This is a genomic window from Sphingomonas arvum, from assembly GCF_026013565.1.
GTDB lineage: Bacteria > Pseudomonadota > Alphaproteobacteria > Sphingomonadales > Sphingomonadaceae > Sphingomicrobium > Sphingomicrobium arvum.
This window is the reverse complement of sequence record NZ_JAPDOB010000002.1, coordinates 303,389-327,170: the sequence shown is the minus strand read 5'-3', so window position 1 is coordinate 327,170 and position 23,782 is coordinate 303,389. Positions and strand designations below refer to the sequence as shown.

Annotated in this window: 27 protein-coding genes; 14 read left to right on the top strand and 13 right to left on the bottom strand. The window is 68.0% G+C overall.

Annotated features, from left to right (window positions below):
* Window position 1: 1 nt before the first annotated feature.
* On the bottom strand, window positions 2–256 hold the full coding sequence (locus tag OMW55_RS09120) for a hypothetical protein (RefSeq protein ID WP_264882568.1): 255 nt from the start codon (window positions 254–256) through the stop codon (window positions 2–4).
* A 76-nt stretch (window positions 257–332) separates the two neighbouring features.
* Between OMW55_RS09120 and OMW55_RS09115 the strand changes: the two genes are divergently transcribed.
* Window positions 333–1,781 carry a tetratricopeptide repeat-containing sulfotransferase family protein gene (locus tag OMW55_RS09115; protein WP_264882566.1) on the top strand — a complete coding sequence of 483 codons (1,449 nt, stop codon included), beginning with the start codon at window positions 333–335 and terminating at the stop codon, window positions 1,779–1,781.
* Here OMW55_RS09115 and OMW55_RS09110 read toward each other — a convergent pair.
* A complete protein-coding gene (locus tag OMW55_RS09110) occupies window positions 1,778–3,055 on the bottom strand; it encodes an aspartyl/asparaginyl beta-hydroxylase domain-containing protein (RefSeq protein WP_264882564.1) in 1,278 nt (425 codons plus the stop codon). The genes OMW55_RS09115 and OMW55_RS09110 overlap by 4 nt on opposite strands.
* Window positions 3,056–3,136: 81 nt before the next feature.
* Here OMW55_RS09110 and OMW55_RS09105 point away from each other — a divergent pair, with 81 nt between their 5' ends.
* Window positions 3,137–4,147, top strand: coding sequence for a hypothetical protein (locus OMW55_RS09105; protein ID WP_264882563.1), 1,011 nt, complete (start codon window positions 3,137–3,139; stop codon window positions 4,145–4,147).
* Window positions 4,148–4,250: 103 nt separating this feature from the next.
* Here the strand turns inward: OMW55_RS09105 and OMW55_RS09100 are convergent, their stop codons facing one another.
* The 3 genes from OMW55_RS09100 to xseA form a co-directional block, all read right to left on the bottom strand.
* A complete protein-coding gene (locus OMW55_RS09100) occupies window positions 4,251–7,292 on the bottom strand; it encodes a TonB-dependent receptor domain-containing protein (protein ID WP_264882562.1) in 3,042 nt (1,013 codons plus the stop codon).
* Window positions 7,293–7,472: 180 nt separating this feature from the next.
* Entirely contained in the window at window positions 7,473–7,685 is a 213-nt protein-coding gene (locus tag OMW55_RS09095) for a DUF2093 domain-containing protein (protein ID WP_264882560.1), read from the bottom strand.
* A gap of 7 nt (window positions 7,686–7,692) precedes the next feature.
* On the bottom strand, window positions 7,693–9,078 hold the full coding sequence (xseA, locus tag OMW55_RS09090) for an exodeoxyribonuclease VII large subunit (protein WP_407822151.1): 1,386 nt from the start codon (window positions 9,076–9,078) through the stop codon (window positions 7,693–7,695).
* Between xseA and purD the strand changes: the two genes are divergently transcribed.
* From purD to OMW55_RS09075, 3 genes are all read left to right on the top strand, one after another.
* Window positions 9,077–10,339 carry a phosphoribosylamine--glycine ligase gene (gene purD, locus OMW55_RS09085; RefSeq protein ID WP_264883973.1) on the top strand — a complete coding sequence of 421 codons (1,263 nt, stop codon included), beginning with the start codon at window positions 9,077–9,079 and terminating at the stop codon, window positions 10,337–10,339. The genes xseA and purD overlap by 2 nt on opposite strands.
* Complete coding sequence (locus OMW55_RS09080) at window positions 10,336–10,677, top strand: hypothetical protein (protein ID WP_264882556.1); 342 nt, start codon at window positions 10,336–10,338, stop codon at window positions 10,675–10,677. The genes purD and OMW55_RS09080 overlap by 4 nt, the downstream gene beginning before the upstream one ends.
* Before the next feature lie 108 nt (window positions 10,678–10,785).
* The gene (locus OMW55_RS09075; protein WP_264882553.1) at window positions 10,786–11,361 is read left to right on the top strand and encodes a hypothetical protein; all 576 of its coding nucleotides are present in this window, start codon (window positions 10,786–10,788) and stop codon (window positions 11,359–11,361) included.
* Here the strand turns inward: OMW55_RS09075 and OMW55_RS09070 are convergent.
* From OMW55_RS09070 to OMW55_RS09060, 3 genes are read right to left on the bottom strand one after another with little or no spacing between them, the layout of a single operon-like run.
* Entirely contained in the window at window positions 11,358–12,686 is a 1,329-nt protein-coding gene (locus OMW55_RS09070; RefSeq protein ID WP_264882551.1) for a hemolysin family protein, read from the bottom strand. The two genes, OMW55_RS09075 and OMW55_RS09070, sit on opposite strands and share 4 nt — an antisense overlap.
* 43 nt (window positions 12,687–12,729) lie before the next feature.
* The gene (locus tag OMW55_RS09065; RefSeq protein ID WP_264882550.1) at window positions 12,730–13,182 is read right to left on the bottom strand and encodes a nucleoside deaminase; all 453 of its coding nucleotides are present in this window, start codon (window positions 13,180–13,182) and stop codon (window positions 12,730–12,732) included.
* Window positions 13,183–13,213: 31 nt separating this feature from the next.
* Complete coding sequence (locus OMW55_RS09060; protein ID WP_264882548.1) at window positions 13,214–13,567, bottom strand: hypothetical protein; 354 nt, start codon at window positions 13,565–13,567, stop codon at window positions 13,214–13,216.
* Between the two features lie 155 nt (window positions 13,568–13,722).
* Between OMW55_RS09060 and rpmB the strand changes: the two genes are divergently transcribed.
* Complete coding sequence (gene rpmB / locus OMW55_RS09055; RefSeq protein ID WP_264882546.1) at window positions 13,723–14,010, top strand: 50S ribosomal protein L28; 288 nt, start codon at window positions 13,723–13,725, stop codon at window positions 14,008–14,010.
* Here rpmB and OMW55_RS09050 read toward each other — a convergent pair.
* From OMW55_RS09050 to OMW55_RS09035, 4 genes are all read right to left on the bottom strand, one after another.
* Window positions 14,007–14,966, bottom strand: a complete 960-nt coding sequence (locus OMW55_RS09050; RefSeq protein ID WP_264882544.1) for an esterase-like activity of phytase family protein — start codon at window positions 14,964–14,966, stop codon at window positions 14,007–14,009. The two genes, rpmB and OMW55_RS09050, sit on opposite strands and share 4 nt — an antisense overlap.
* A gap of 160 nt (window positions 14,967–15,126) precedes the next feature.
* On the bottom strand, window positions 15,127–16,944 hold the full coding sequence (gene cobT, locus OMW55_RS09045; protein WP_264882543.1) for a cobaltochelatase subunit CobT: 1,818 nt from the start codon (window positions 16,942–16,944) through the stop codon (window positions 15,127–15,129).
* Window positions 16,944–17,948 carry a cobaltochelatase subunit CobS gene (gene cobS, locus OMW55_RS09040; protein WP_264882542.1) on the bottom strand — a complete coding sequence of 335 codons (1,005 nt, stop codon included), beginning with the start codon at window positions 17,946–17,948 and terminating at the stop codon, window positions 16,944–16,946. The genes cobT and cobS overlap by 1 nt, the downstream gene beginning before the upstream one ends.
* 31 nt (window positions 17,949–17,979) lie before the next feature.
* On the bottom strand, window positions 17,980–18,666 hold the full coding sequence (locus OMW55_RS09035; protein WP_264882540.1) for a winged helix-turn-helix transcriptional regulator: 687 nt from the start codon (window positions 18,664–18,666) through the stop codon (window positions 17,980–17,982).
* A 70-nt stretch (window positions 18,667–18,736) separates the two neighbouring features.
* On the opposite strand from OMW55_RS09035, the gene OMW55_RS09030 reads away from it, so the two are divergent.
* Genes OMW55_RS09030 through OMW55_RS09000 form a run of 7 tightly spaced genes read left to right on the top strand, consistent with a single transcriptional unit; the run spans window position 18,737 to window position 22,866 of the window.
* Window positions 18,737–19,180, top strand: a complete 444-nt coding sequence (locus OMW55_RS09030) for a VOC family protein (RefSeq protein ID WP_264882539.1) — start codon at window positions 18,737–18,739, stop codon at window positions 19,178–19,180.
* Between the two features lie 3 nt (window positions 19,181–19,183).
* Window positions 19,184–19,858, top strand: coding sequence for a glutathione S-transferase family protein (locus tag OMW55_RS09025; protein ID WP_264882538.1), 675 nt, complete (start codon window positions 19,184–19,186; stop codon window positions 19,856–19,858).
* Window positions 19,855–20,217 (top strand): DUF1428 domain-containing protein, encoded by a 363-nt coding sequence (locus OMW55_RS09020; RefSeq protein WP_264882535.1) that lies wholly within the window; start codon window positions 19,855–19,857, stop codon window positions 20,215–20,217. The genes OMW55_RS09025 and OMW55_RS09020 overlap by 4 nt, the downstream gene beginning before the upstream one ends.
* Window positions 20,210–21,016 (top strand): VOC family protein, encoded by an 807-nt coding sequence (locus OMW55_RS09015; protein ID WP_264882533.1) that lies wholly within the window; start codon window positions 20,210–20,212, stop codon window positions 21,014–21,016. The genes OMW55_RS09020 and OMW55_RS09015 overlap by 8 nt, the downstream gene beginning before the upstream one ends.
* Complete coding sequence (locus OMW55_RS09010) at window positions 21,013–21,510, top strand: VOC family protein (RefSeq protein WP_264882531.1); 498 nt, start codon at window positions 21,013–21,015, stop codon at window positions 21,508–21,510. Before OMW55_RS09015 ends, OMW55_RS09010 begins: the two co-directional genes overlap by 4 nt.
* Window positions 21,503–22,225: a dihydrofolate reductase family protein gene (locus tag OMW55_RS09005; protein ID WP_264882529.1), complete on the top strand. Its 723-nt coding sequence runs from the start codon at window positions 21,503–21,505 to the stop codon at window positions 22,223–22,225. Before OMW55_RS09010 ends, OMW55_RS09005 begins: the two co-directional genes overlap by 8 nt.
* On the top strand, window positions 22,222–22,866 hold the full coding sequence (locus tag OMW55_RS09000; protein WP_264882527.1) for a glutathione S-transferase family protein: 645 nt from the start codon (window positions 22,222–22,224) through the stop codon (window positions 22,864–22,866). The genes OMW55_RS09005 and OMW55_RS09000 overlap by 4 nt, the downstream gene beginning before the upstream one ends.
* On the opposite strand, the gene OMW55_RS08995 is transcribed toward OMW55_RS09000, so the two are convergent.
* A complete protein-coding gene (locus tag OMW55_RS08995; protein ID WP_264882525.1) occupies window positions 22,863–23,441 on the bottom strand; it encodes a J domain-containing protein in 579 nt (192 codons plus the stop codon). The two genes, OMW55_RS09000 and OMW55_RS08995, sit on opposite strands and share 4 nt — an antisense overlap.
* A 38-nt stretch (window positions 23,442–23,479) precedes the next feature.
* On the opposite strand from OMW55_RS08995, the gene OMW55_RS08990 reads away from it, so the two are divergent.
* Window positions 23,480–23,770, top strand: coding sequence for a BolA family protein (locus OMW55_RS08990; protein WP_264882524.1), 291 nt, complete (start codon window positions 23,480–23,482; stop codon window positions 23,768–23,770).
* Window positions 23,771–23,782 lie beyond the last annotated feature (12 nt).

Genomic DNA, 23,782 nt, shown 5'->3' with positions numbered 1-23,782 from the left:
CTCAGCAGCGGCCCGGTTCGGTCGCCCCGCAACTGTTGATCAGCCCCTTGTCCTGCATTTCCCGCGCAGTGTCGGAACCGGCGTTGTCGAGCTTCCGCCATTCGGCCACGGTGTGGCACTCCTTGGTATAACCGGCCAGCGAGCCGGTGACCGGGATCTTGCGGCACTTGATCCGCTGGTCTGCGTCGGCAGCGGTCGGCTGAACCGTTGCCGGCGCGGGAGCTGCAGACAGCAACATGGCATAAAGCAAGGTCATCAGCGGTCTCCCCGGCGTGAGCGGCCCGACCGAAGCGAGCCTTTTCATCGCGGCGGGGGGATCCTACCACTCCTGCATGGCTGGTAAAGACAAGGCGGAAGCGCTGTTCCGGAGCGCCGAGCAGGCGCTTGGCAGCGGCCGGCTGGACGACGCCGCCTCGCTCTATACGGAGGCGCTGAGGCTGGCGCCCGAACGAGCCGACGCCTGGTTCAACCTAGGCTGGATCGAGCGCGCCCGTCGCCGCTTCGAGCCCGCCCTCGCTGCGTACGGGCGGGCCCTCGACACCGGTATCGACCGGCCGGAGGAGGTGCGTGTCAACCGCGCCGCCATCCTGTCCGACCAGCTGTTCCGCCCCATTGACGCTGAAGCCGAGCTGCGAACTGCGCTGGAGGGGCGACCCGGCTTTGTTCCTGCCTTGCTCGGGCTCGGCAACTTGGCCGAGGACGCCGGCCGGTTCGAAGAAGCGCAGGAGGCGTACCAGGCGCTGCTGCAGGTGGAGCCGGGCAACGGCAGGGCTCGCGCGAGACTGGCGATGCTGGAACTGCAGGGAGGTCACCCCGACGCCGTCGCTGGTCAGCTGAAGGGTCAGCTCGACCTGGCGGCAACGGTGGAAGACCGAACCGAGCTGCTGTTCGCCATTGCCGCTGCCCTCGATGCGGCTGCGGACTATGGCGAGGCCTTTCAAGCGCTGGAGGCGGCCAATCTCCTGGCGCTCAGCCTGTCGCCGCAGCGCTATGATCCGCACGCTCTCGAGCGGCTGGTCGACAGCATTATTGCTGCCTTCCCCGCTCGCCCACCGGACCCGGCCGCAGACGAGGTCTCCCCCGTGTTCATCGTCGGCATGTTCCGCTCGGGTTCAACCCTTGCCGAGCAGATGCTGGCTCGCCATCCGGCGCTGACCTCGGCGGGCGAACTGGACGCGATCCCCGCTATCGCCGCTGGTCTCCAGCCCTACCCGCAGGCGAGCGCCGGCTTGCTACCGCGCCAGGTCGAACAGCTCCGCGCGCAATATGCGGCCGAAAGCGGCACCTTTGGCCGGATCATTGACAAGCGTTGCGACAACGTCCTCCACCTTGGCCTGATCAAGTCGTTGTTCCCGTCCGCCAGGATCATCCACACGGTCCGCAAGCCGCTGGACAACCTGCTGTCGATCGCTTTTCTCCGCTTCGGCGAAGGCGTGAGCTACGGCCACCGCTTTCAGGACAGCGCTCACTACCTCGTTCAGTATCGGCGCCTGATGGAACATTGGCGCGCGCTGTTTGGCGACGACCTTCACGACTTGTCCTACGATGCGCTGGTCACCGAACCGGAAACGACGCTGAGGGCCGCGCTGACGTTCCTCGACCTTCCGTTCGATCAGGCCTGCGTCACGCCGGAGCGAAACGGGGGGCCGGTGCGCACCGCCAGCGCGCTGCAGGTCCGGCAGCCGCTGCACCAGCGCTCGTCGGGACGCTGGCAGCATTATGCCGCTCAGCTTGAGCCGGTGCGCGCCTACCTGGAACGGAATGGAATTGCTGTCGGCTAGCCCGCGCGCGGGGCGACCAGCCCACGGTCCGCGACCGCAAAGAGCTTGATCAGCCGCTCCTGCTCGGCCTCGCTCAGGTGCGGGTTCCAAACGTCTAAGATCAGCAGGATGCGGACCTGGTCGCTCCGGTTCCAAGCTTCATGCTCGATCGTGTCGTCAAAGGCGAAGGCGTGACCCTCCACCCACGGGCGCGTTTCGCCGCCGACCCGGAAGGTGCAGCCGTCCGGCACCACCAGTGGCAGGTGGATGATCGCGCGCGTATTGGTGACGCCCGTGTGCGGCGGGATGTGCGCGCCCGGCTGGAGGATGGAGAAGAAGGCTGAAGGCGCCTTCCCCGGCACATGGCTGCGCGGCACCGCCTCCAGCGCGGCGGCTGTCTCCGGGCACAGTGCGCAGACCGGATCGTTGCGTATGCCATATTCCCACAGGAAGCAGGCGCTCCAGTCATGCGAATGGTCGAGCGCCGACCACTTGTTCTGCGGCGTGCCCTTGTCCTGCCGGACATAAGGCCGGATCGCATCCGAACCGTTCGCCAGTAGCGCCAGGGCCTCGCCGCGGATCGCTGGGGTGCGCGCTTCCAGGCCCTCGAACCAGGGAAACAGATCACGGTCGAAATACTCGTCCGCCGGCAAGAACGGGTAGTAGAGGCCATGGCATTCGTTACGGTACACCCGCCGGCCGCGGAGCATCACGTCGACACACGCCCCGAAGCGCCGCTCCGTCAGCGCATCCGTCGGGTCACCCGACAGTTCGCACTCCAACTCCCTGGCGAACGCAGCATTGTGCTCGTCGAGGAAGCGTTGGCCCCGGGCTAGCCCGTCGGCGACCAATGGCGGGCGCTCGTCCATTCCCCCGGCCAGCTGCACCACCGCCGCCCAGTGCTGTGCGGCCTCAGACAACGATCCCTGCCGCTGGCGCAGTTCGGCAAGTCGCAGCTGCGCAAGGAAGTGCCGGCGATCAATGTCGAGGGCCGCCCTTAGCGCCGCGGCTTCGCCATCTTGGTCTCCGGCCTGGCGGTGCGCGGCGGCCAGATTGAGGCACAGCGCCGGCTCGCCGGGATCGAGCGCCGCCGCTCGCGCGAAGCTGCTCACCGCCAGCGGCAGGTCGCCGTCGGCAAGCGCGCGCAGGCCGCGGGTGTTCTGCGCCTGGGGATGGTCTGGAAAGGCGGCGACGGCGCGCTCCAGGACGCGCCGCTCCTCGTCGGCCTGCCCGCGGGCGCGGGCTCCGCGAGCCTCAGCCAGCAGCCGCTCAAGGTCGGGGGAAAGCGTCGCCATGCGCCTGGATGAACACCAACCGGCGACCGCAGGCAAGCGGTTCGCTTGATCGGACCGGCGCCTTGCCGCAACACGGCCCTCATGAGCGGCGCCCTTCCCGATCTCGGCCCCGAGTGGCTGGCCCATCGCTATGCGCCCAGCACCGACGCGGTGCACTGGAGGCTGGTAACCAGAGAGGAGCGGCGCAAGGCGGCCTTCCTGACCGACGAGGTCCTTGGGCCGGGCGACGAACGGCCCGTCCCTCGCGCCGCGGCGCGTGGGCTGGCGACGGGCGGCACCCGCGCTAACTTCATCTTCCACTCGGCTTATTGCTGCTCGACGCTGCTCGCAAACGCTTGTGACCGGCCCGGGCAGTCGTTCAGCCTAAAGGAACCGGTGATCCTGAACGACCTTACCGGCTGGCGCCTTCAGGGGGCGCCACCCGCGCGGATCGGTGAGGTGATGAACGACGCGCTTGCTATGCTGGCGCGGCCGTTTGCGACCGGCGAAGCATGCGTGATCAAGCCGTCGAACGTGGCCAACGGGCTTGCCCCGGCGATGATCGCCGCTCGGCCCGAGGGTGCCGCGCTGCTGCTCTACGCTCCCTTGCGGGTCTATCTGGGGTCCATCGCCAGCAAGGGCCTATGGGGCCGCCTGTGGGTGCGTGACCTCGCCGCCAAGCAGCTCAAGGAAGGCTTGGCGGTGCCTGGCATCGCGGCCGGCGACTACTTCCTGCAGAGCGACCTCCAGGTGGCGGCGCTCGGCTGGCTGGCGCAGCACGCCCTGTTCGCCCGGATCGCCGCCAGTAGGCCTAGCCGTGTCCGTACGTTGGACAGCGAGCTCCTGCTGGCGGAGCCCGATGCCGCGCTAGAGCGTCTCGACGCTCTGTTCGGAGTTGCCGACGATGAAACCGGCCGCGCAGCGGTGATCGCGGATGTGTTCAGCCGCAATGCCAAGTCCGGCGAGGCGTTTTCGGCTGGCGACCGTGCCGCCGGGCAGCGGAGTGCCGAGCAGTTGCACGGCGACGAGATCGACAAGGTGCATGCGTGGGCGCTGGCGGTTGCGCAGGGCGCAGGTATCGCGATGAGCCTTCCGCAACCTCTGCTCGGCTGACCGCCGCAAGTGCTCGCCGGAGCCCTGGCGCGTTGCTTCGCGCAACAATGACAAAGGGCGGCCCCTTGCGGGACCGCCCTCCGTCATACGGTAAGATGATCGCTTAGAACTTGACCCGGACCGCCGCGCTGTAGGCACGGCCGAGTGGATCGTAGGTCGACGGGAAGGTGTTGCCGCTGTTCGCGGTGGTGGTGCCCGCCTGGCCGCCGACGATCGGCGGATCCTTGTCGAGCAGATTCTGCACACCCAGCGTCAACTGGAAGTTCTTCAGCACGTCGAACTGCGCATTCAGGTCGAAGTAGTTGTAGGCTGAGATGCGATTGAAGTTGAAGCTTTCGCCAACCAGCGCGCCGGAGCCGGTGACCGTTCCGTTGAACAGTGGCGGCAGACCCGGCTCATACTTCACGCTCGAGAGGTGACGCCACAGAAGCGACAGGCTCGCCGGACCGTAGGAGAAAGTGGTGCGCTGCTGCCAACTCAGCTCCGGCTGGATCTGTCCGAGCGACGGGCCGCAGTTGGCGCTGTAGTAGCCGACGCACTCGCGGTTGACCGAGTTCGGCGACGCACGGAACTTCAGGTTACGGGTCCAGTTGCCCGACAGGTTGTAGTTGAACCCGAAGATGCCGAGGTCACGGACGTAGTTGAGCGTGAAGTCCACGCCGTCCGTGGCCAGCCGACCGAGGTTGGTTTCCGGCAGGAACAGGCCCTGCGTAGTCGCGCTCGGACCGGACAAACGACCGTTCGCCGGGTTGCGGCGGATGATCGTGCAGGCCGGGCTAGTTGCGGAGGTCGCCGACAGGCCGCCGAAGCACGCCGAGATGGCGTCGCCCGGGGTGGCGAAGGTGATCGCGTCGTTGATCTTGATGTTGTAGTAATCGACCGACGCGGTGAGACCCGAAATGTAGGTCTTGGGCGTGATCACCACACCCACCGTGTAGGTGTCAGCCTTTTCCGGCTTCAGCAGCGAGCTGTACTGGAACAGAGCGTTCGCCTGACCCGCCGACGGCTGTTGGATAGCGCCGATTGAGCCGGCCGGCGCGCCTTGCGCCAGGCAGACCGCGGCCAGATTGGCGTTGGTCAGCGGAGCCGCACCGGCGCACGGATCGACGGCCAGGTTGGTCAGCTGCACGCTGCTGGGCGAGAACAGCTCGGCGATGTTCGGCGCACGAACTGCCCGCTGGTAGTTGCCGCGGAAGCGCAGGCCCGGCGTCGGCTGCCAGGTGAGAGCGCCCTTGTACGTCCAGGCGTCGAACGTGGGGTTCGAACCCGTCGTGTTGATGCTGTACGACGAATAGCGAACGCCGGTCTCCAGCTGCAGCACGTCGAAGAACGGCCGGTCGGCAACGATCGGCGCGATCAGCTCGGCGAAGCCTTCCTTGACGTTGTAGCCGCCGCTGAACGGCAGCACCGCACCGCCGGCGCCGCCCAGCTCGGACGGATCCTGCGCCCGGGCGTCAGGAATGCGCTCGTAGTCGTACCGACGATACTCTCCGCCCAGCGCGAAGCTGATCGGCTGGGTGGCCCACGGCGCGGTCATGCCGAAATCGCCCGAGTAGATCGCGCGGACCTGCGTCAGCTGGTTGTTGATGCGGACGCTCGACGAACCCTGGATGAAGGCCACCTGGTCGGGCGTGATCGAACCGGCCGTGCCGAACAGGTTCAAGGGCACGCACCCGCCGGTGGTCACCGTGCAGGCGGTCGGACTGGTCGCGATCAGCGCCTGCTGGACGCGCGAGTTGAGCACATAACCGGAGTTGGTCAGCGTCTGCTCGGCGCGGCCGTAGGCAGCATTGATGTCGAGGTTGGTGCTGGCGGTTACGTCGAAGCGCGCGCCGACGCGGGCGTCATAGACGTTGTTCTGGTAGCTGCCGAGGCGCGGCCCGAGCTCGACCAGGCGGCGATACACGCCAGGCAGCGGCAGGCCGGTCGTGACCGTGTTGCCGGTGCGGCTGGTGCAGGCGGTGCCCAGTGCGATGCCGTTGGCGGCGCAGATCTGGTCGCGGACGGCCGGGGTCAGGTACGGGTTGTTGGCGTTCACCACCAGCGCGTTGCCGAACACGCCCGACGGGGCGATCACCGACTGGACGAAGCTGCTCGCGAACAGGCCGCGGGCATAGAGCTCGATGCCGTCGGCGACTTCGTAGTTGGCCGAACCGTAGGCGCTCTTCCGCTCCAGCGGAGTCTGGAAGATGTTGTACGGGTTGAAGTTGAAGCCCTGGTACTGCGGCACCAGCGCGGTCGCACCGGTGTTGAACTGCAGATCCTGCGGGCCGACCACGCCGACGACACCGGGGAAGGAGATGGTGGTCGGAACCGAGGTGAAGGACGAACCGGACGCCGCACCCGTGTTGCTGTTCACGCCGAACAGCGCAAACGGACGAATCTGGTAGACGGGCTTGGCATTGGTGTAGCCGAAGCTCAGCACCGCGTTGCCGCGGTTGTCGTCGAAATTGCCGCCGAAGGTGACGTCGGTGCGGTAGGCCTGGCCGTCGCCTTCTTCCGTCAGCTTGTAGCTGGCGCGAACGTCGACGCCGGAGAAGTCGCGGCGGGTGATGAAGTTGACTACGCCCGACACAGCGTCGGCGCCGTAGGTGGTCGACGCACCGCCGGTCAGCACGTCCACGCGGCTGAGCAGGGCAATCGGGATGAGGTTGAGGTCGACCGCGCCGTTGGCCAGCGTCGGGACGATGCGGTTGCCGTCGAGGAGCACCAGGTTGCGCTGAGTGCCGAGGCCGCGAAGGTCGACCGACGAGGTGCCGTTCGAGCCATTGTTGACCTGGGTGCCGATGCCGGCGCTGACGCCCGGGATGCGGCGGATCAGTTCTTCCGCGTTGTTCGGGGTGCGGAGCGTGATCTCGCTCTCGTTCACCACGCTGACCGGCGACGCGCTGGTCAGGTTGGGGTTGCGGATCAGGGTACCGGTGACGACGATCTCGTTGGTCGACGTGCCCTCGGCCTGGTCTGCCTGGATCTGCGGGTCCGCCTGAGTAGTGACGGCAGGCGGGTTCTGCGCCGCGCTGTCATCATTCTGGCTGGTCGTCGGCGGCGCGGGCGGCAGGTTCTGCGCCTGGGCCGGAGTGCCGAGCACGCCCGCGCCCACCAGCAGCGACGTCGCCAGCAACCTGTTCTTGAACGTCATGGTCATGGTTACCCCCTTCGGCGGAGGGGCCCCAGACAACAACGTCTGCCCCGCCCCCCGGCGTAAAGCAGGCTGCTTTTAGTAGCGGCGAAACCCCAGCGACAATGGGCACGGGCCTCACCCCGCCGTTTCGTCACCTCTGTTGCAACGGGGGCACAGGTGGTACCCACCTGCCGAACACCTTGTTCAGCGCTTGGTCCTGGACCGCTCCTCAGCCGCCAGGCTGGCCTCGGCGTCGACATAGGCTTCCTGCCGCGCGACGCTCCAGTAGCGCAGAGTGTCCAGCGAGATCGGGCGCCCGGTAACGGCACACCGCACATGGTCGCCGTCGGACAAGACCCGGAACGTGCCGGCAAGAAAGTGGACGCGGGCCTCACGCCCGCCGCCTTGCATCAACATCTGGTGATCAATCCTCGCCGTCGAACAGTCCGGGCTGTGGAGCGACATAGGAAGTGCGGGCCTTGCGCTCAAGCCGCGGCCGGGACGCCGGGCCAGGTGCGCCCGCCACCGTAACGTCGACGCGGCCGTCGCCATAGTTGAGCGTGAGCTCACCGGCGGCGCGCGCTTGCTCCGCATGAATCAGCGTGCGGCCAGCCCGGTCCGTCACGCGGGCGAAGCCGCGCGACAGCGGGCGATCGGGGTGGACCAGCTGCGCCATCTTCCAGGCCGCCGTCAGCCGCTCGCCCAAGCGTTCGAGCTTCAGCTCAAGTAGCTCCCGACGCAGGCGCGGGGTGACCAGGTTCATTGCCGCCTCCGCCTTGTGCGTCCTGGCGCCCAGCGCCCGCGGCAGGCGGTCGCCCACCTCATCCAGCCGTTGCCGCCGCGGCCCAAGCAGCGCCGCCGGCTCGGGCCAGCGACACGATGTCAGCGCCAAGCGCTCGCGGGCGTCGTCGGCTCGCTTGGCGAGGCACCGGCGCTTGCGAGCCATCAGCTCGTCCAGCTGGGCAGCGAGTTCCGCCCGAACCGGCACGGCCAGCTCGGCTGCGGCCGTCGGCGTAGGCGCGCGCAGATCGGCGGCATGATCGATCAGCGTGGTGTCCGTCTCATGCCCGACCGCGCTGATCAGGGGGATGGGGGAGGCGGCGGCGGCGCGCACCACTTCCTCCTCGTTGAACGCCCACAGATCCTCGATCGAGCCGCCACCGCGGGCGACGATCAGCAGCTCTGGGCGGGGGCTGAGCTCGGCAAAGCCGCGGATCGCCGCCGCGATCTTGCCCGCCGCGCCCTCGCCCTGCACTGGGACCGGCCACACTACTACGTGGGTGGGGCAGCGGTCCTCCAATCGGTGCAGAATGTCGCGGATCACCGCGCCGGTTGGGCTGGTCACCACCCCGATCACCCGGGGCAGGAACGGCAGCCGGCGTTTGCGACTCGCATCGAACAGCCCTTCGGCGGCGAGCACCCGGCGGCGCTTGTCGAGCAGCGCCATCAGCGCACCTTCGCCGGCCAGCTCCATCCGGTCGACCACGATCTGGTATTTGGACCGGCCGGGGTAGGTAGTCATCTTGCCGGTGGCGATCACCTCCGCGCCGTCCTCCGGGCGGAACGCGAGGCCCACCGCGGAGGTGCGCCAGACCACCGCATCGATGCAGGCGCTGTCGTCCTTCAGCGTGAAATAGCAATGGCCCGAGCTGTGGCGCTTCCAGCCGCTGATCTCGCCGCGCACCCGGACCCGGCCGAAGCCGGTCTCGACCGCCCGCTTCACCGCGCCGGCGAGTTCGCCAACGGTGAGCGGTGGCGAATTGTCGCCGGGGGAAGGCTGGGCTAGGAGGCCGGACGTGGCGGGTTCCATCGACATTCTGCTGCTGGGATCAGGGGGGCGCGAGGATGCGCTGGCTTGGGCCATGCGGCAATCGCCCTCCTGCGGCAAGCTGCTCGCGGCGCCCGGCAATCCTGGCATCGCCCGCTGGGCCGAATGCGTATCGATCGATCCCACGAGTCCGCAGGCCGTGGTTGCTCTCGCCCAGCAGGAGCACATCGGCCTGGTCGTGGTCGGGCCGGAAGCGCCACTGGTCGCCGGAGTCGCCGATGCCTGCCGGGCGGCCGGCATCCCCGTGTTCGGGCCTACTGCAGCTGCCGCGGAGTTGGAGGGCAGCAAGGGCTTTACCAAGGACCTCTGCGCGGCGGAGGGTATCCCCACCGCCGCTTACGTCCGGACCGAGCGCGTGGACGAAGCCTTGGCAGCACTGCATCGCTTCGGCCTGCCGGTAGTGATCAAGGCCGACGGCCTCGCCGCTGGCAAGGGCGTAACGGTAGCCGCCACCCGGGCCGAGGCCGAGGCGGCCATCCGCGCGGCCGGCGACGGTCCGCTGGTGATCGAAGAGTTCCTCGAGGGCGAGGAGGCCAGCCTGTTCGCGCTGGTCGACGGCGAACTTGCCGTTCCGCTCGCCTCTGCCCAGGACCACAAACGTGTGGGCGAGGCGGATACCGGCCCCAACACCGGCGGCATGGGCGCTTACTCGCCGGCCCCCGTGCTGACGCCCGAGCTCGAGCAGTGTGCCATGGACGCGATCGTCGGCCCGACTGCCCGCGCCATGGCGGCTCGTGGAACCCCGTTCAGCGGCGTGCTCTATGCCGGGCTGATGCTGACCGAGGAAGGCCCCAAGCTCATCGAGTACAACGCGCGCTTCGGCGATCCCGAGTGCGAGGCGATCATGCCGCGGCTGGACGGCGACGTCGCGGCGCTGCTCCACGCCGTTGCGACCGGCCGCCTGGCCGACATCGACCCGCCCCGCCTGAAGCCCGCAGTTAGCATGACGGTCGTTGTCGCGGCCGAGGGATATCCCGGCACGCCGCGCAAGGGCGGCCTCATCGACGGCATCGAGGCGGCCGAGCGGGTCGAGGGCGTTACCGTGTTCCAGGCCGGCACCGCACGTCATGGTTCGGGCGCGCTGCTCGCGGCCGGCGGGCGGGTACTGGCGGTGACCGCCCTTGGTGACACGCTCGCCCAGGCCCGCGCCCGGGCTTATCGCGCGGTGGACGCGATCGACTATGCCGACGGCTTCTGCCGCCGCGACATCGGCTGGCGTGAACTCGCGCGGGAGCAAGCATGACGAGCCGGCAACTGCTGCTGATCGGCGCCGCCTTCACCCTGGGCGTGGCCGAACTGTACCACGGCGTGCTGGGCGGCGCGGCAACGCTCGAGAGCGACATCGAACACCAGGCCCGCCGCGTGCTCGACATCAACGAGATGACCCAGGTGCAGGCCCACCTAGCCGACCGGCCGCTGAGTCGTACCCTGATCCTGTCCGGTCCGGCGGACGACTTCCAGCGCTCCGAGCTGGTCCGCGTGCTCGGCGAGCTGCCTGGGGTCGCCGCGGTGAAGTGGGATCCGGCCAGCCTGCCAGTGGAGTCTTCGGTGCGGCCCTACCCTCAAGCGGTGAACCAATGATCCCCTTGTTCGTCGAAGCGGCTCTGCTCGGGCTGGCCGGCTATGCCGCCGGCCTCGGCATCGCCTGGCTCACCTATCAGCACATCCGTTATCAATCACGAGGTTGGCATGAGTGAATTATGGTCGGCTTACTGGCCGATGATCCTGGTCGCGGTCGCGATCGGGCTGGTTACCGGAATCCTGATCTTCCGCCCGCGGCAGAAGGTCACCCTGACGAAGGACGAAGGGCCGGTCCGCGCGCACATGATGCAATCCTCGGCCCACAGCTCAGCTGGGCAGCCCGCCCCCACCCTCGACCAGCACCGTAAGCCGCCGGCCCGGTCCGACTCCGATGGCGGCGGCGAAGGCGAAGGCGTGGTCGATGAAGTGGCGGCGGCGACCAGTGACGTGCTCGGCGAAGTGCTCGGCACCAAGGTCCATTCCAACCTGCCCGGCAGCCAGGGAGTGCCCGACGACCTCCAGCGGATGAAGGGTGTCGGCCCCAAGCTCGCCGCCCTGCTCAACAGCCGGGGCCTGCTTCGCTACGAGCAGATCGCCGCACTCTCGTCTGACGAGGTCGAGCGGCTGGACGCTGAGCTCGGCGCCTTCAAGGGCCGCCTCACCCGCGACCGAATCGTCGAGCAGGCAGGCTATCTCGCCCGCGGCGACCAAGCCGGCTACGAAGCGGCCTTCGGCAAGCTCTAGGCGGTTTCCTCGTCGCGGCGGCGCTTTGTCCGCACGACGAGCAATTTGTCGATCTTGCGCCCGTCCATGTCGACAATCTCGAACCGCCAACCGTCGTGGGAGAAATGCTCGCCCGTCACGGGCAGGCGCTTGAGGATGGACAAGGCGAAGCCGGCCACGGTGGTATAGTCGCGCTCGCCCGGCATGTTCATGCCCAGCCGATCTTCAAGCAGGTCGGCATTGGCCGCGCCGGACACCAGCCAGCTGCCGTCCTCACGCTCGACGAGCGGCGGGTCCTCGTCCTCCACGTCGCTGCGGAATGCGCCGGCCAGCGCCGCCAGGATCGAGCCAGGCGTGACGATCCCGTCCAGGTGGCCGTATTCGTCGTGCACCAGCGCTAGCGGCACCTCGGCCGAGCGCAGGACGTTCAGCGCATCCATCGCATCCATCACGTCCGGAATGACGGGCGCCTTGCGGGACAGCTCCCGCAAATCGAGCTCGCGCCCGTCCATCACCGCGTCGAGCAGATCACGGGTCTGAAGCACTCCGACGATGTTCTCGACGGACCCTTCTGCTACCGGGATGCGGCTGTGCGGGGTTTCACGGAGCGCGGCGCGCAGCTGCTCGGGCGAGCAGCCGAGATCAAGCCAGTCGATCTCTGTGCGTGGCGTCATGACTTCGCGCACTGGCCGGTCGGCCAGCCGCACGATGCCGCTGATGATCGCCCGCTCGCTCTCTTCAAGCACGCCGGCGCTTTGCGCCTCGGCCACCACCAGGTGCAGTTCCTCGGCGGTGACATGGTTCTCAGCCTCCCGCTTCAGGCCGAGCGCCGCAAAGATGCCGGCGCTGCTCTTGTCGAGCAGCCACACGAACGGTGCAGTCCCCTTGCTCAGCCACAGCATCGGCCTTGCCACCACAACCGCGATCGCTTCAGAGCTGCGCAGCGCGAACTGCTTGGGCACCAGTTCGCCGATGATCAGGGACAGAAAGGTGGTGACGGCGATCACCAGCCCAAAGCCGAGCTTGTGCGCGATGTCAGCGTCAAGACCAGCGATAGCCAGCCGTTGCGCCACCGGCTCGCCCAGACTGGCCCCGGAATAAGCGCCAGTCAGGATCCCGACGAGCGTAATCCCGATCTGTACGGTCGACAGAAACCGCCCCGGGTCGGCCGCCAACTGCAGGGCTGTGCGTGCTCCGCCGCTGCCTGCCTTGGCCAGGCCCTTCAATCGCGCCTCACGCGCGGAGACGATCGCCAGCTCGCTCATCGACAACACGCCGTTGAGGGCGATCAGCGCGAGGATCAGGACCAGGTCGAGCCAGGGGAACGGGAGCAGGTGGTCGCTCATCGAAGCGCCGCTCCATAGCCGCGGGCGAGCCGTCCTGCCAAGGTCAGCGCCGTTCCCTGAAAAAGGCCCGCAGCTGCTCGGCCGCTTCCGCCTCGCCGATTCCGCCCAGCACGTCCGGCCGGTGGTGGCAGGTGGCCTGACCGAAGATTCGCGCTCCATGCACCACGCCGCCGCCCTTCGGGTCCTCGGCCGCGAATCGCAGCGCGTCGAGCCGCGCCAGCCCGATTGCCGCCGCGCACATGGCGCACGGCTCCAAGCTCACCCATAGGGTGCAGCCGTCGAGCCGCGAGGTCCCCAGCATTTCGGCCGCCCGGCGAATGGCGACGATCTCAGCATGGGCGGTCGGGTCCAGGCTCTCACGCATCGCATTGCGCGCCTCCGCCACCAGCTCCTCCGCGCGCGTCACCACCGCCCCGACCGGCACTTCGCCGGCGGCAGCGGCTTCGGCGGCAAGGTCCAGCGCGCGGCGCATGGGCGGGGGCAGCGGAAAGGCCATCCTCCCCTCTAGCGCGTCAAAGCGCGCAACGTCATCGCTCAGTGGCGTCGGAGGTCGTCACCCCGTCCTGCGCCGGCGCGGGCTGCGCCCCCGGCTGCTGCTGCTGAGTTTGCTGCTGCTGCTGCGTCTGCTGCTGCGCGCCGCCCGCCGGACGCACCTCCAGCCGCGGCACGGCCACGGTTGCCTGGCCAGTGCCGATCGCGATCTTGCCGGCTTCCACCTGCACCTTGGGTGCCTGGCCGCCCTTGACCTTGAGCTTGCCGTCCTCTGCCGCCACCGTCGGCGCGCGCGCTTCCTGCACTGGGTTGAGATTAAGAAGACCGGTCGCGAAGGCGCCGATTGCCAGCACGACGACAAGGATCAGAATGAGGAGGATGCCGCGCATGGCCGGTCAGGTCCTTCGATTAGGGTTCATGTCGCCCCCTCAACGTTCCCGCCCGCCAGCGGTTGCGCGGTTGACGTTAGTGACCCGCCCATGTATCGGCCCCCGCTGATCCGGCGTCCTCTGTGGGGCGCCCGCTTCAATTTGGGATAGCTATCATGTCGCGCGTTTGCGAGCTGACCGGCAAGGGCCGGCAGGTGGGCAACAATGTTTCCCACGCCAACAACAAGACCAAGCGGACCTTCCTGCCCAACCTGCAGAACGTCACGCTGATCAGTGATTCGCTGGGCAAGAGCGTGAAGCTTCGCGTCTCGACCCATGGCCTGCGTTCGGTCGAACATGTCGGCGGTCTGGACAACTGGCTGCTGAAGACCAGCGAAGACAAGCTGGGGCCGACCGCCCGCAAGCTGAAGCGCGAGCTGAAGAAGGCGCCGGCGGCGGCCTAAGCGCCAGCCGGGTTGCGGCGCCCTCGCGGCGCCGATACTTCCAGCTCCAGTAGCAAGGTCCGCCGCCAGCCGTCATTGTCGGTGATGGCCCACAGGCGCGTGCGGCCGCCGGGTAACGGCTCGGCCGCGAGCCCCTCGACATTGTCCAGCCAGCCCAGCGGCAGGCGAGCGAACGGACGGAGGCGGAAGTCGGCGCCCGCAGCCTCCAGCCAGGCGAGGCGGTTGGCGATTCCCCACCCAATCTCCCGCACTGCCACTACTACCCGCCCGTCGGGCAGCCGGGTAGCGTCGGCGATCCCGCCCGTCGCACCGGTGATCGTCCGACGGCGCAGCCCGGTTCCGGTCGCCTCCAGTACATAGCGACCATTCTCGGGCAGCAGCAGCCAACGCCCGTCAGCCGTGCGGACGATTGCCTCCACGCCCATGTTCACCGGCCAATGAAAGCGGCGCAGCGAAGCGAGCTGGCGTCCCGACCCCCAGTCCGGAGTGAAACGCCATAGGCTGTGGCGGTATTCGAACGTCACCCACCAGCCGTCCCCGGTCGCTGCCAGCGCCTCGCTGTCACGGTTCTTCTTGAACGTCCCTGGACCTGGCCCGGCTGGCAGATCGCGGAACCGCGCCACTGCTCCGGCGCCTGGCCGCGGCAAGTCGACCAGCCAGCCCGAATCAGCCAGCGCGAGCAGGCCTCCCGGTTGCACCGCGAGCGCGGACAGCCCGGCGAGGCGCGGGTCGTCCGCACTCACCTTCCATGCACCCACCAGCCGGACCTCGCCCCCACTGCCGCCCGTCAGCGCCAGCGGCTGAAAGCGGATGCCGGCCAGCCGCGCCGCCTCCGGCACGCGATCCGGCGCCTGTTCGCGGACGTCCCGCGCAAGAACGAGAAAGCACAGGCAGATCAAGCACAAGCGAGCCAGCAGGCTGAACGTTCGCTTGACGCCACGTTCAGGCTCGTTCAACCGCGTTATGAGCATAAGTCATTCAGCGGACGGGATTTCTTCCCCTGTTGTCCCGTCACGCCGCCGGCCACGGCGGAGTACGAGTTCCCTCGCGTCGCTTGTCGAGGGCGGACCCGGCACTGGTCGCGTATCGTGCCGGGTCCTTCCTTCGTTGCCATGCTCAAGACTGGTCGAACAGCCCGGCCAGCTGCTCCACCAATGCCCCGCCGAGTTGCTCGGCATCCATGATGGTCACCGCGCGCCGGTAATAGCGAGTCACGTCGTGGCCGATTCCGATCGCCGCCAATTCCACCGGCGAGCGGTTCTCGATGTAGCCGATCACCTGTCGCAGATGCTTCTCAAGGTAGGCGCCGCCATTGGCGCTTGCGGTTGAGTCGTCCACTGGGGCGCCGTCGCTGATCACCATCAGGATGCGCCGCTCCTCCGGCCGGGCGATCAGCCGGCTATGGGCCCATAGCAGCGCCTCGCCGTCGATATTTTCCTTAAGGAGCCCTTCGCGCATCATCAGCCCGAGGTTGCGCCGCGCATGGCGGTAGGGCTCGTCCGCCCGTTTGTAGACGATATGGCGCAAGTCGTTCAGCCGGCCAGCGTTCGGCGGCCGGCCCTCGCCGAGCCACGCCTCGCGGCTCTGCCCGCCCTTCCACGCGCGGGTGGTGAAGCCCAGCACCTCGGTCGCGACGCCGCACCGCTCGAGCGTTCGGGCGAGGATATCGGCGCTGATCGCCGCGATGCTGATCGGCCGCCCGCGCATGGACCCGCTGTTGTCGATCAACAGGGTCACAACCGTGTCCTTGAACTCGGTCTCCCGCTCGACCTTGTAGCTCAATGAATGCGCAGGCGAGACCACCACCCGCGCCAGCCGCGCGGCGTCGAGCAGTCCTTCTTCCTGGTCGAAATCCCAGCTGCGCGCCTGCTGCGCCATCAGCCGCCGCTGCAACCGGTTGGCGAGCCGCGTAACCACGCTCGAAAGCGAGCCCATCTGCTGGTCGAGATAGGCCCGCAACCGATTGAGCTCTTCCTCGTCGCACAGGTCGTCAGCTTCGACCACTTCGTCGAACCGGGTCGTGAACGCCCGATAGTCGCCGGCCAGCTCGGGCTCGGACTGGCGGCGGTTCGGCCGCGGAACGCTGCTCTCGTCCCCTTCCTCGCCCGGCATGGACTCGCTGTCGTCCATGTCCTCGGCCGAGACGTCCTCGTCCTCGCTTTCCTGCTCCTCCTGCTCGGCGCGCTGCTCCATTTCGCCGGCGGACGGGCTCTGGTCGCTGTCCTGGTCGGCGCTGTCCTCGTCGCCGGCGTCCTCGCCTTCCTCCTCGTCGCCCCCCTCGTCCGGCTGCTCCTCCGAGGGCTCCTCGGCCGGCGCGAGATCTAAATCCTCGAGCAGCTTGCGGGCCAGCGCGGCAAAAGCGGCCTGGTCGTCCAGCGCCAGTGCCAGCGTGTCGAGGTCGCCGCCGGCGCGCTCCTCGATCCAGCCACGCACCAGGTCCAGCCCAACGGTAGCAGCGTCTGGCGGCGGCGCGCCGGTCAGCCGCTCGCGGGCAAGCAGGCCAAGCGCAGTGGCGAGCGGCACTTCCTCCGCACTGCGCGCGCGGGTGATCGCATCGCCGCGCACCCGCCCCTCGGTTAGCGCCGCCAGATTGTCGCGCACGCCCGGCATGGTTCGCGCGCCCAGCGCCTCGATCCGCGCACCTTCCAGCGCGTCGAACACAGCGCGTGCTTCCGGGTCGGCCGGCGCCTGGCCGTCATGCAGCTTGCCGTCATGATGGCGCAGCCGCAGCGCGACCGCATCCGCCCCGCCGCGCGCTTCCGCCACCAGCCGGGGGCTAAGCCCCGGCCCGGGCGAGACCACCCGCGCCAGCTTGCCACCGGTCGCCCCGCTCTCGGACGCGAAGGCGACCTCCACCTCGGGATTGCGGGCAATCGCCCGCGCGGTGCCCGCCAGCACCTGGCGAAAGCGATCGAGCGGGCTGGTCTCGGCCATCAGGCCTTCGCCGCAACGCTTTCCGGCAGGTCCTTGCCGAACACCCGCTGGTACATCTCGGCGATCAGCGGCCGCTCCGCCTCGTCGCACTTGTTGAGGAAACTCACCCGGAAGGCGAAGCCCACGTCGCCGAAGATCAGCGCGTTCTGCGCCCAGCTGATCACCGTACGCGGGCTCATCACCGTCGAGATATCGCCGTTGATGAAGGCCTGGCGCGACAGGTCGGCCACCTTGATCATCCGCTCCACCGTCTGGCGCCCGTCCGCCTTGTCATATTCACCCGACTTGGCGAGCACGATCTGCGCCTCGACCTGCGCCGGCAGGTAGTTGAGCGTCGTAACGATATTCCAGCGGTCCATCTGGCCCTGGTTGATCGCCTGCGTGCCATGGTATAGCCCGGTGGTGTCCCCCAGCCCGATGGTGTTGGTGGTGGCGAACATCCGAAAGAACGGGTTGGGCCGGATCACCCGGTTCTGGTCGAGCAGGGTCAACTTGCCCTCGACCTCCAGCACGCGCTGAATCACGAACATCACGTCCGGCCGGCCGGCGTCATATTCGTCGAACACCAGAGCGACCGGGTGCTGCAGCGCCCATGGCAGCAGGCCTTCGCGGAACTCGGTGACCTGCTGGCCGTCGCGCAGCACGATGGCGTCGCGGCCGATCAGGTCGATGCGGCTGATGTGCGCGTCCAGGTTGATCCGGATGCACGGCCACTTGAGCCGCGCCGCGACCTGTTCGATGTGCGTCGACTTGCCGGTGCCGTGATAACCTTGAACCATGACGCGGCGGTTGCGCGCGAAGCCCGCGCATATGGCCAGCGTCGTGTCCGGATCGAACACGTAGGCGGGGTCCAGGTCCGGCACCCGCTCGTCGGCCTCCGAAAAGGCCGGCACTTCCATGTCGCTGTCCACGCCGAACAGGTCGCGCACCTTCGCGACCTTGTCGGGCGTGCTCATCAGCGTCTCGCCGGTGGGGATCTGGGTCTCGTTGGAGATGTCGGCCATGCAGGCGCCTTAGCTGGCCGCCGCCCCTGTCTCAACTGTCCGGAAGCTGGACTTTGGGCGGCAGGGTGAACAGGCTCACGAAACGCCGAGCAAGCGCCTCGTCTCCCTCCACGTTCAAGGTTTCGAACGGCACGCCGCCATAGACGACGCCCGCAAGCAGGGTTGGCTGAGTGGTGATCACCGCGGCACACCCGTCCACCGGCCCGCGCGCCACCTCGATGCCCCCCTTCTCCACCGCCGCCGTGAAACTCTCCTGCCCGAAGCGGAAGCCGATCCGCCCGCTGAAGCCCGCCGCCGCCGGCCGGTCGATCATCGTCCGGAAGCTCAGCAGGATGGACACCGCCGACAGCGGCAGGGTCGGGTCATGCCGGGGCGAGCGCGCCGCCCAACGGCCGAGCGCCTGCACCAGCGCCTCCGCCTCCAGCCCCCACTCGGTCGCCTCATAGACATCGCGCGCGGCCGGCGGCGGCAGGCGCTTCCGGCGGATCAGCCCGCGCTCCTCCAGCTCCTCCAGGCGCTGCGTCAGCACATTCGCGCTGATCCCCGGAAGGTCGGCCCGCAAGTCGGAAAACCGCCGCGCCCCGAGCATCAGCTCGCGCAGCACCAGCAACGCCCAACGCTCGCCGATCAGCTCCAGCGCGTGCGCAGTGCCGCAGGCATCGTCATAGCCGCGCCTCAGCTCGCTTCGTCGCGGTTTGGTTATCTTTTCTAACGGCACAGTTGCTAAATATGACGGCCCACGTCATGTTTCAAGCATCCCGAGTCGCCAAGTGGAGGAGCTTAAGACGATGGCGCAGATGATCTTCGTGAACCTGCCGGTGACGGACCTGCCCCGATCCAAGGCGTTCTATGAGGCAATCGGCTTCCGCAACGAGCCGAAGTTCTCGAACGAGAATGCGGCCATGATGCAGCTCAGCGACACGATCGCGGTCATGCTGCTGACGCACGCTTTCTATTCGACCTTCACCACCCGCCCGATCGCGCCGCCGCACGGCACCAGTCAGGTGCTGCTGTGCATCTCCTGCGAAAGCCCGGAAGCTGTCGACCGGATAACTGACGCGGCCAAGGCGGCGGGCGGCAAGGTGGACGCCAGTCAGGAAGACCAGACCAAGGGTGGACCGATGTACGGCCGCGACTTCGAGGACCCCGACGGCCACCAATGGGCGCCGATGTGGATGGACCCCAACTTTGCCGAGAAGGGCGCACACCCGACCGAGCAAGCGGCGGCCTGACCCGTGGCGCTGGTCAGTGAGGCACCAATCGAGCTCACCACCTTCGGCTGGGTTCCGCCGTTCGCCCGCGGCCAGGTCCGCGATCTGCGCGTCCGTTGGGCGCTGGAGGAAGCCGGGCTCGACTATGGCGTCCGCACCGTCGGCCCGATCCCATCGGGCTATGAGCGCGAGCAGCCCTTCTGTCAGGTGCCCGCCTACCGCGAGGGCGAGCTGCAGTTGTTCGAAAGCGGCGCCATCGTCCAGCACATCGGCGAGAGGGACGAACGCCTGCTGCCACGCGAACCGGTTGCCCGCGCCCGCGCCGTCCAGTGGACCTATGCCGCGCTGAGCAGCGTGGAGCCGTTCGTGATGGCCTACGCCGGTCTCGACGCCTTCTACCCCGGCGAGGAATGGGCGAAGCTCAGGAGGCCCAGCGCGAAGGAGGAGCTCGCCAAGCGGCTCGGCCGCGTCGCCGAGTGGCTGGGGTCGGCCGAGTGGCTCGAAGGTGACCGCTTCACGATCGGCGACCTCATGATGGTCAGCATCCTGCGCATCATGGGCGACGAGGGCGGCCCGGTGGCGAACCATCCGGCGCTCGCCGCCTATCGCGCCCGCGGCCTCGCGCGGCCGGCCTTCCAACGTGCGCTGGCTGACCAGCTGGCGCTCTACGCCGACAAGCCAAAGGGAGAAGCGGCATGACCTACGTCGACGGCTTCGTGATACCGGTGAAGCTCTCCGACAAGGAGGCCTTCATCGAGCATGCCCGCAAGGCGGACCAGCTACTGATGGACGAAGGCGCCTTGCGCATCGTCGAATGCTGGCCCGAGGATGTGCCGGAAGGCAAGCAGACCGACTTCTACCGCGCCGTCGACCGCCAGGACGGTGAAACCGCGTGCTTCTCGTGGATCGAATGGCCCGACAAGGCCACCCGCGACAAGGCGTTTGCCGCGATGATGGCAGATCCCGACATCGCCGCGATGCCATACCCGTTCGACGGCAAGCGGATGATCTTCGGCGGGTTCGAGCCGGTGGTCGTGCTGGAGAAGGGCAATGGCTGACGGACAAGGAAGCTTCGTCTGGTACGAGCTGCTGACCGGCGACGTGACGGGCGCCAAGCGTTTCTACGACGCCGTGGTCGGCTGGGACATCGAGCCGCAGTCCGGCATGCCCGGCATGGACTATCGCATGATCCGCCGCTCGGACGGCGGCAACGCCGGCGGAGTGATGGCGATCGACGAGGCCATGCGCAGCCACGGTGCCCGCCCCGTGTGGCTCGGCTACCTTGCAGTCGACGACGTCGACGCCACCGTCGCCGCGGTGCAGGCTGACGGCGGCAGCGTGATGATGCCGCCGTGGGAAGTGCCGGGCGTCGGCCGTATGGCAATGATCACTGATCCGCAGGGCGCACCTTTCTACGTGATGCGCCCGACTCCGCCCGCCGACCAACCCGACGCGACCAGTGACGTCTTCTCGGTTGACCAGCCCCAGCACGTCCGCTGGAACGAGCTGGCCAGCAGTGATCCCGACGGGGCCGTCCGCTTCTATACCCGCCACTTCGGCTGGACGCAGGAGGGCGAGATGCCGATGGGCGAGCTCGGCGCCTACCGCTTTATTCAGCATGGACAGACCGGCATCGGCGCGATCATGGCCAAGATGCCGCACGTGCCGGTGGGCGGCTGGACCTTCTACATCGGCGTTGACGATATCGACCGCGCGCTCGCGGCGGTTACCGCAGGCGGCGGGCAGATCCTGCACGGCCCACAGCAGGTTCCCGGCGGCGAGTATTCTTTGAACGCCGTCGATCCCCAGGGCGCCACCTTCGGCCTCGTTGGCCCTCGTCGCGGAGTGCAACAATGAGCGAGAAGCTGACCACCTGCCTGTGGTTTGACCACGGCGAAGCGCGCAAGGCCGCCGAGTTCTACTCCGCCACCTTCCCCGACAGCCACGTCAATGAGGCGATGCACGCGCCCGGCGACTATCCTGGCGGAACGCAGGGCGACGAGCTGATCGTCACCTTCACCGTTCTCGGCCGACCCTTCGTCGGCCTCAACGGCGGCCCCGAGTTCAAGCCGACCATGGCCACCAGCTTCATGGTCGTGACCGAGACCCAGGAAGAGACCGATCGCTACTGGAACGCCATCACGGGGAATGGCGGCCAGGCCAGCGACTGCGGCTGGTGCACCGACCGCTGGGGCTTCGCCTGGCAGATCACGCCGCGCGTTCTGTTGGAAGGCAACAGCGACCCCGATCCGGCCGTCGCCAAGCGCGTGTTCAGCGCCATGATGACCATGCAGAAGATTGATCATGCCGCGATTGAAGTCGCCCGAAGGGGAGAACAAGTGAATGCGTAGGATCCGTGGAAGCGCCTTTGTCAGCCTCGACGGCGTGATGCAGGCTCCGGGCGGCCCAACCGAGGACCCGACCGGCGGCTTCGCCCACGGCGGCTGGCTTCCGCAGTTCTTCGACGAGGACGTCGGCGCGGCAATCGACCGCTTCTTCGGCCAGGACTACGACCTCCTGCTCGGCCGCCGCACCTACGACATCTTCGCGGCTTACTGGCCCTATGTCGGCGGGCAGACCACCGGCATCGGCGAGGTCTTCGATCTCACCGGCAAGGACGACGGCGAGGCCGCGGCGATCCGGATGGGCGAGGACTTCACCCGGGCGAACAAATACGTCCTGACCCGCGGCCAGCCGGAGCTCGGCTGGTCCAACAGCCACCGGCTCGGCAGCCTGGACGAGCTCAGGGCCGTCAAGGAAGGCAGCGGCCCCGACCTGCTGATCCAGGGGAGCAGCACCATCTACCCTGGTCTCCTCGCGGCCGGACTACTCGACGAGCTGACGTTGATGACTTTCCCGGTTGTGCTCGGCAGCGGCAAGCGGCTCTTCGGCGATGGCTTGCCGGCCAAGGCGCTGCGCATGACCCATCACCAGGTCACCCGGTCGGGCGCGGTGATCGCCACCTACGCACCGGGCGGCGCCGTCGAGCAGGGCTGGGCCGGCCCGCAGAGCACGAGCGAGCGCGAGGCTGCGCGCCAGCAGGCCATGGCCGAGGGCCGCTGGTGACTCTTCAACTCTACGGCCACCCGTTCAGCAGCTACACGTGGAAGGCGCTGATCCCGCTGTGGGCCGACGGCACTCCCTTCGAGTTCCGCTCGGTCGAGCAACATGGCACCGAGTTCACCGAGCTAAGCCCGTTCGGCCAGTTCCCGCTGCTGGTCGACGACGGCCAGGTCGTCGCCGAAAGCTCTATCATCATCGAGTATCTGCAACGCCACCACCCCGGGCCTAATCGCTGGATCCCCGACGGCGATGCGGGCCTGCGCGTGCGCTTCCTCGACCGGGTGTTCGACCAGCGGGTGATGGACAAGGCCACGGTTCCGGTCGGCAACGTGCTTCGGCCGGATGACCAGCGTGATCCGTATGGCGACCAGCAGGCCAGGACCAAGCTGCGCCAAGCCTACGACTGGCTCGAGCAGAACCTGCCCGAAGACGGCTGGGCCGTTGGCGACACGTTCACCATGGCGGACTGCGCCGCTGCCCCCGCGCTGTTCTACGCCGACTGGGTCGAGCGCATCGGCGAGCAGCGCCCGCGCCTGCTGAGCTACCGCCAGCGCCTGCTGGCCCACCCGGCGGTCAGCCGAGCGGTCGAGCAAGCGCGGCCGTTCCGCCACTACTTTCCCCTCGGCGCGCCCGACCGCGATTAAGCGAACGCCGCCGCCTTCTTCAGCGTCTGCCAGGCGTCGATCACGTTCCTGAGCTTGCCCTCATGCCGCCGGTCGCCGCCGTTGCGGTCGGGATGGTAACGCCGGACCAGCTCAGAATAACGCTGCCGTACCCCGTGCAGCTCGGCATCCTCGCCCAGCCCCAGCACCGACAGCGCTCGCGTCTCCTCGCCCGTAAAGCGCGACCGCGCCGGTGCGCCGGCCGGTCGCGCTGCGAACCGGGCGGCGATCGCATCCAGCGGGTCCTTGAAATCGCTCCACGCCGGCGCCGGATCGGCCCCGCCGACATGGGCGAAGGTACGGGCGCTGCGTTCCCAGCCCGCCATCGGCGCCTGCGCGGCCTCGATCTCCTCCGTGCTCATGCCGGCGAAGAAATTGTAGCGGGCGTTGTGCTCGCGGACATGGTCCAGGCACAACCATAGATATTCGCCCGGACCGTCGAAGGTCGGCCGGGTCAGCGGAGCACGGAATTCACCGGGGTTCGGGCAACCAGGCACCGCGCAATGCGCCGCCGCTCCTTCGACGCGGCCATGGAATTTGGGATTACGGGACGCCACACCTGCCTCTCGAAGACGAAGCTACTTATATAGGTCGCATGAACGCCCCTTCCATCGGCCCGGTCGCACGGGAAATGACTCGCCGCCTGCAGGAGGCACTGCAGCCCAGCCGCTTCCAACTATCCGACGATAGCGAAAAGCATCGTGGGCATGGCGGCTACAATCCCGATGGCGAGTCGCACTTCAGCCTTCTCATCGAGGCCACCGCCTTCGCTGGCCTAAACAGGGTCGCGCGCCAGCGGCTGGTCTACAAAGCCTTGGGCGAGTTGATGGAATCGCGTGTTCATGCCCTCGCCATCCGCGCGGTCGCTCCCGGCGAAGCAGCCTGATATAGCGTGGGG

What these genes read in the sequence shown, in the direction of transcription:
- OMW55_RS09120 (WP_264882568.1), bottom strand. Translation starts at nt 256, where the DNA reads ATGACCTTGCTTTATGCCATGTTGCTGTCTGCAGCTCCCGCGCCGGCA.
- OMW55_RS09115 (WP_264882566.1), top strand. Translation starts at nt 333, where the DNA reads ATGGCTGGTAAAGACAAGGCGGAAGCGCTGTTCCGGAGCGCCGAGCAG.
- OMW55_RS09110 (WP_264882564.1), bottom strand. Translation starts at nt 3,055, where the DNA reads ATGGCGACGCTTTCCCCCGACCTTGAGCGGCTGCTGGCTGAGGCTCGC.
- OMW55_RS09105 (WP_264882563.1), top strand. Translation starts at nt 3,137, where the DNA reads ATGAGCGGCGCCCTTCCCGATCTCGGCCCCGAGTGGCTGGCCCATCGC.
- OMW55_RS09100 (WP_264882562.1), bottom strand. Translation starts at nt 7,292, where the DNA reads ATGACCATGACGTTCAAGAACAGGTTGCTGGCGACGTCGCTGCTGGTG.
- OMW55_RS09095 (WP_264882560.1), bottom strand. Translation starts at nt 7,685, where the DNA reads ATGTTGATGCAAGGCGGCGGGCGTGAGGCCCGCGTCCACTTTCTTGCC.
- xseA (WP_407822151.1), bottom strand. Translation starts at nt 9,078, where the DNA reads ATGGAACCCGCCACGTCCGGCCTCCTAGCCCAGCCTTCCCCCGGCGAC.
- OMW55_RS09080 (WP_264882556.1), top strand. Translation starts at nt 10,336, where the DNA reads ATGACGAGCCGGCAACTGCTGCTGATCGGCGCCGCCTTCACCCTGGGC.
- OMW55_RS09075 (WP_264882553.1), top strand. Translation starts at nt 10,786, where the DNA reads ATGAGTGAATTATGGTCGGCTTACTGGCCGATGATCCTGGTCGCGGTC.
- OMW55_RS09070 (WP_264882551.1), bottom strand. Translation starts at nt 12,686, where the DNA reads ATGAGCGACCACCTGCTCCCGTTCCCCTGGCTCGACCTGGTCCTGATC.
- OMW55_RS09065 (WP_264882550.1), bottom strand. Translation starts at nt 13,182, where the DNA reads ATGGCCTTTCCGCTGCCCCCGCCCATGCGCCGCGCGCTGGACCTTGCC.
- OMW55_RS09060 (WP_264882548.1), bottom strand. Translation starts at nt 13,567, where the DNA reads ATGCGCGGCATCCTCCTCATTCTGATCCTTGTCGTCGTGCTGGCAATC.
- rpmB (WP_264882546.1), top strand. Translation starts at nt 13,723, where the DNA reads ATGTCGCGCGTTTGCGAGCTGACCGGCAAGGGCCGGCAGGTGGGCAAC.
- cobT (WP_264882543.1), bottom strand. Translation starts at nt 16,944, where the DNA reads ATGGCCGAGACCAGCCCGCTCGATCGCTTTCGCCAGGTGCTGGCGGGC.
- cobS (WP_264882542.1), bottom strand. Translation starts at nt 17,948, where the DNA reads ATGGCCGACATCTCCAACGAGACCCAGATCCCCACCGGCGAGACGCTG.
- OMW55_RS09030 (WP_264882539.1), top strand. Translation starts at nt 18,737, where the DNA reads ATGGCGCAGATGATCTTCGTGAACCTGCCGGTGACGGACCTGCCCCGA.
- OMW55_RS09020 (WP_264882535.1), top strand. Translation starts at nt 19,855, where the DNA reads ATGACCTACGTCGACGGCTTCGTGATACCGGTGAAGCTCTCCGACAAG.
- OMW55_RS09015 (WP_264882533.1), top strand. Translation starts at nt 20,210, where the DNA reads ATGGCTGACGGACAAGGAAGCTTCGTCTGGTACGAGCTGCTGACCGGC.
- OMW55_RS09010 (WP_264882531.1), top strand. Translation starts at nt 21,013, where the DNA reads ATGAGCGAGAAGCTGACCACCTGCCTGTGGTTTGACCACGGCGAAGCG.
- OMW55_RS09005 (WP_264882529.1), top strand. Translation starts at nt 21,503, where the DNA reads ATGCGTAGGATCCGTGGAAGCGCCTTTGTCAGCCTCGACGGCGTGATG.
- OMW55_RS08990 (WP_264882524.1), top strand. Translation starts at nt 23,480, where the DNA reads ATGAACGCCCCTTCCATCGGCCCGGTCGCACGGGAAATGACTCGCCGC.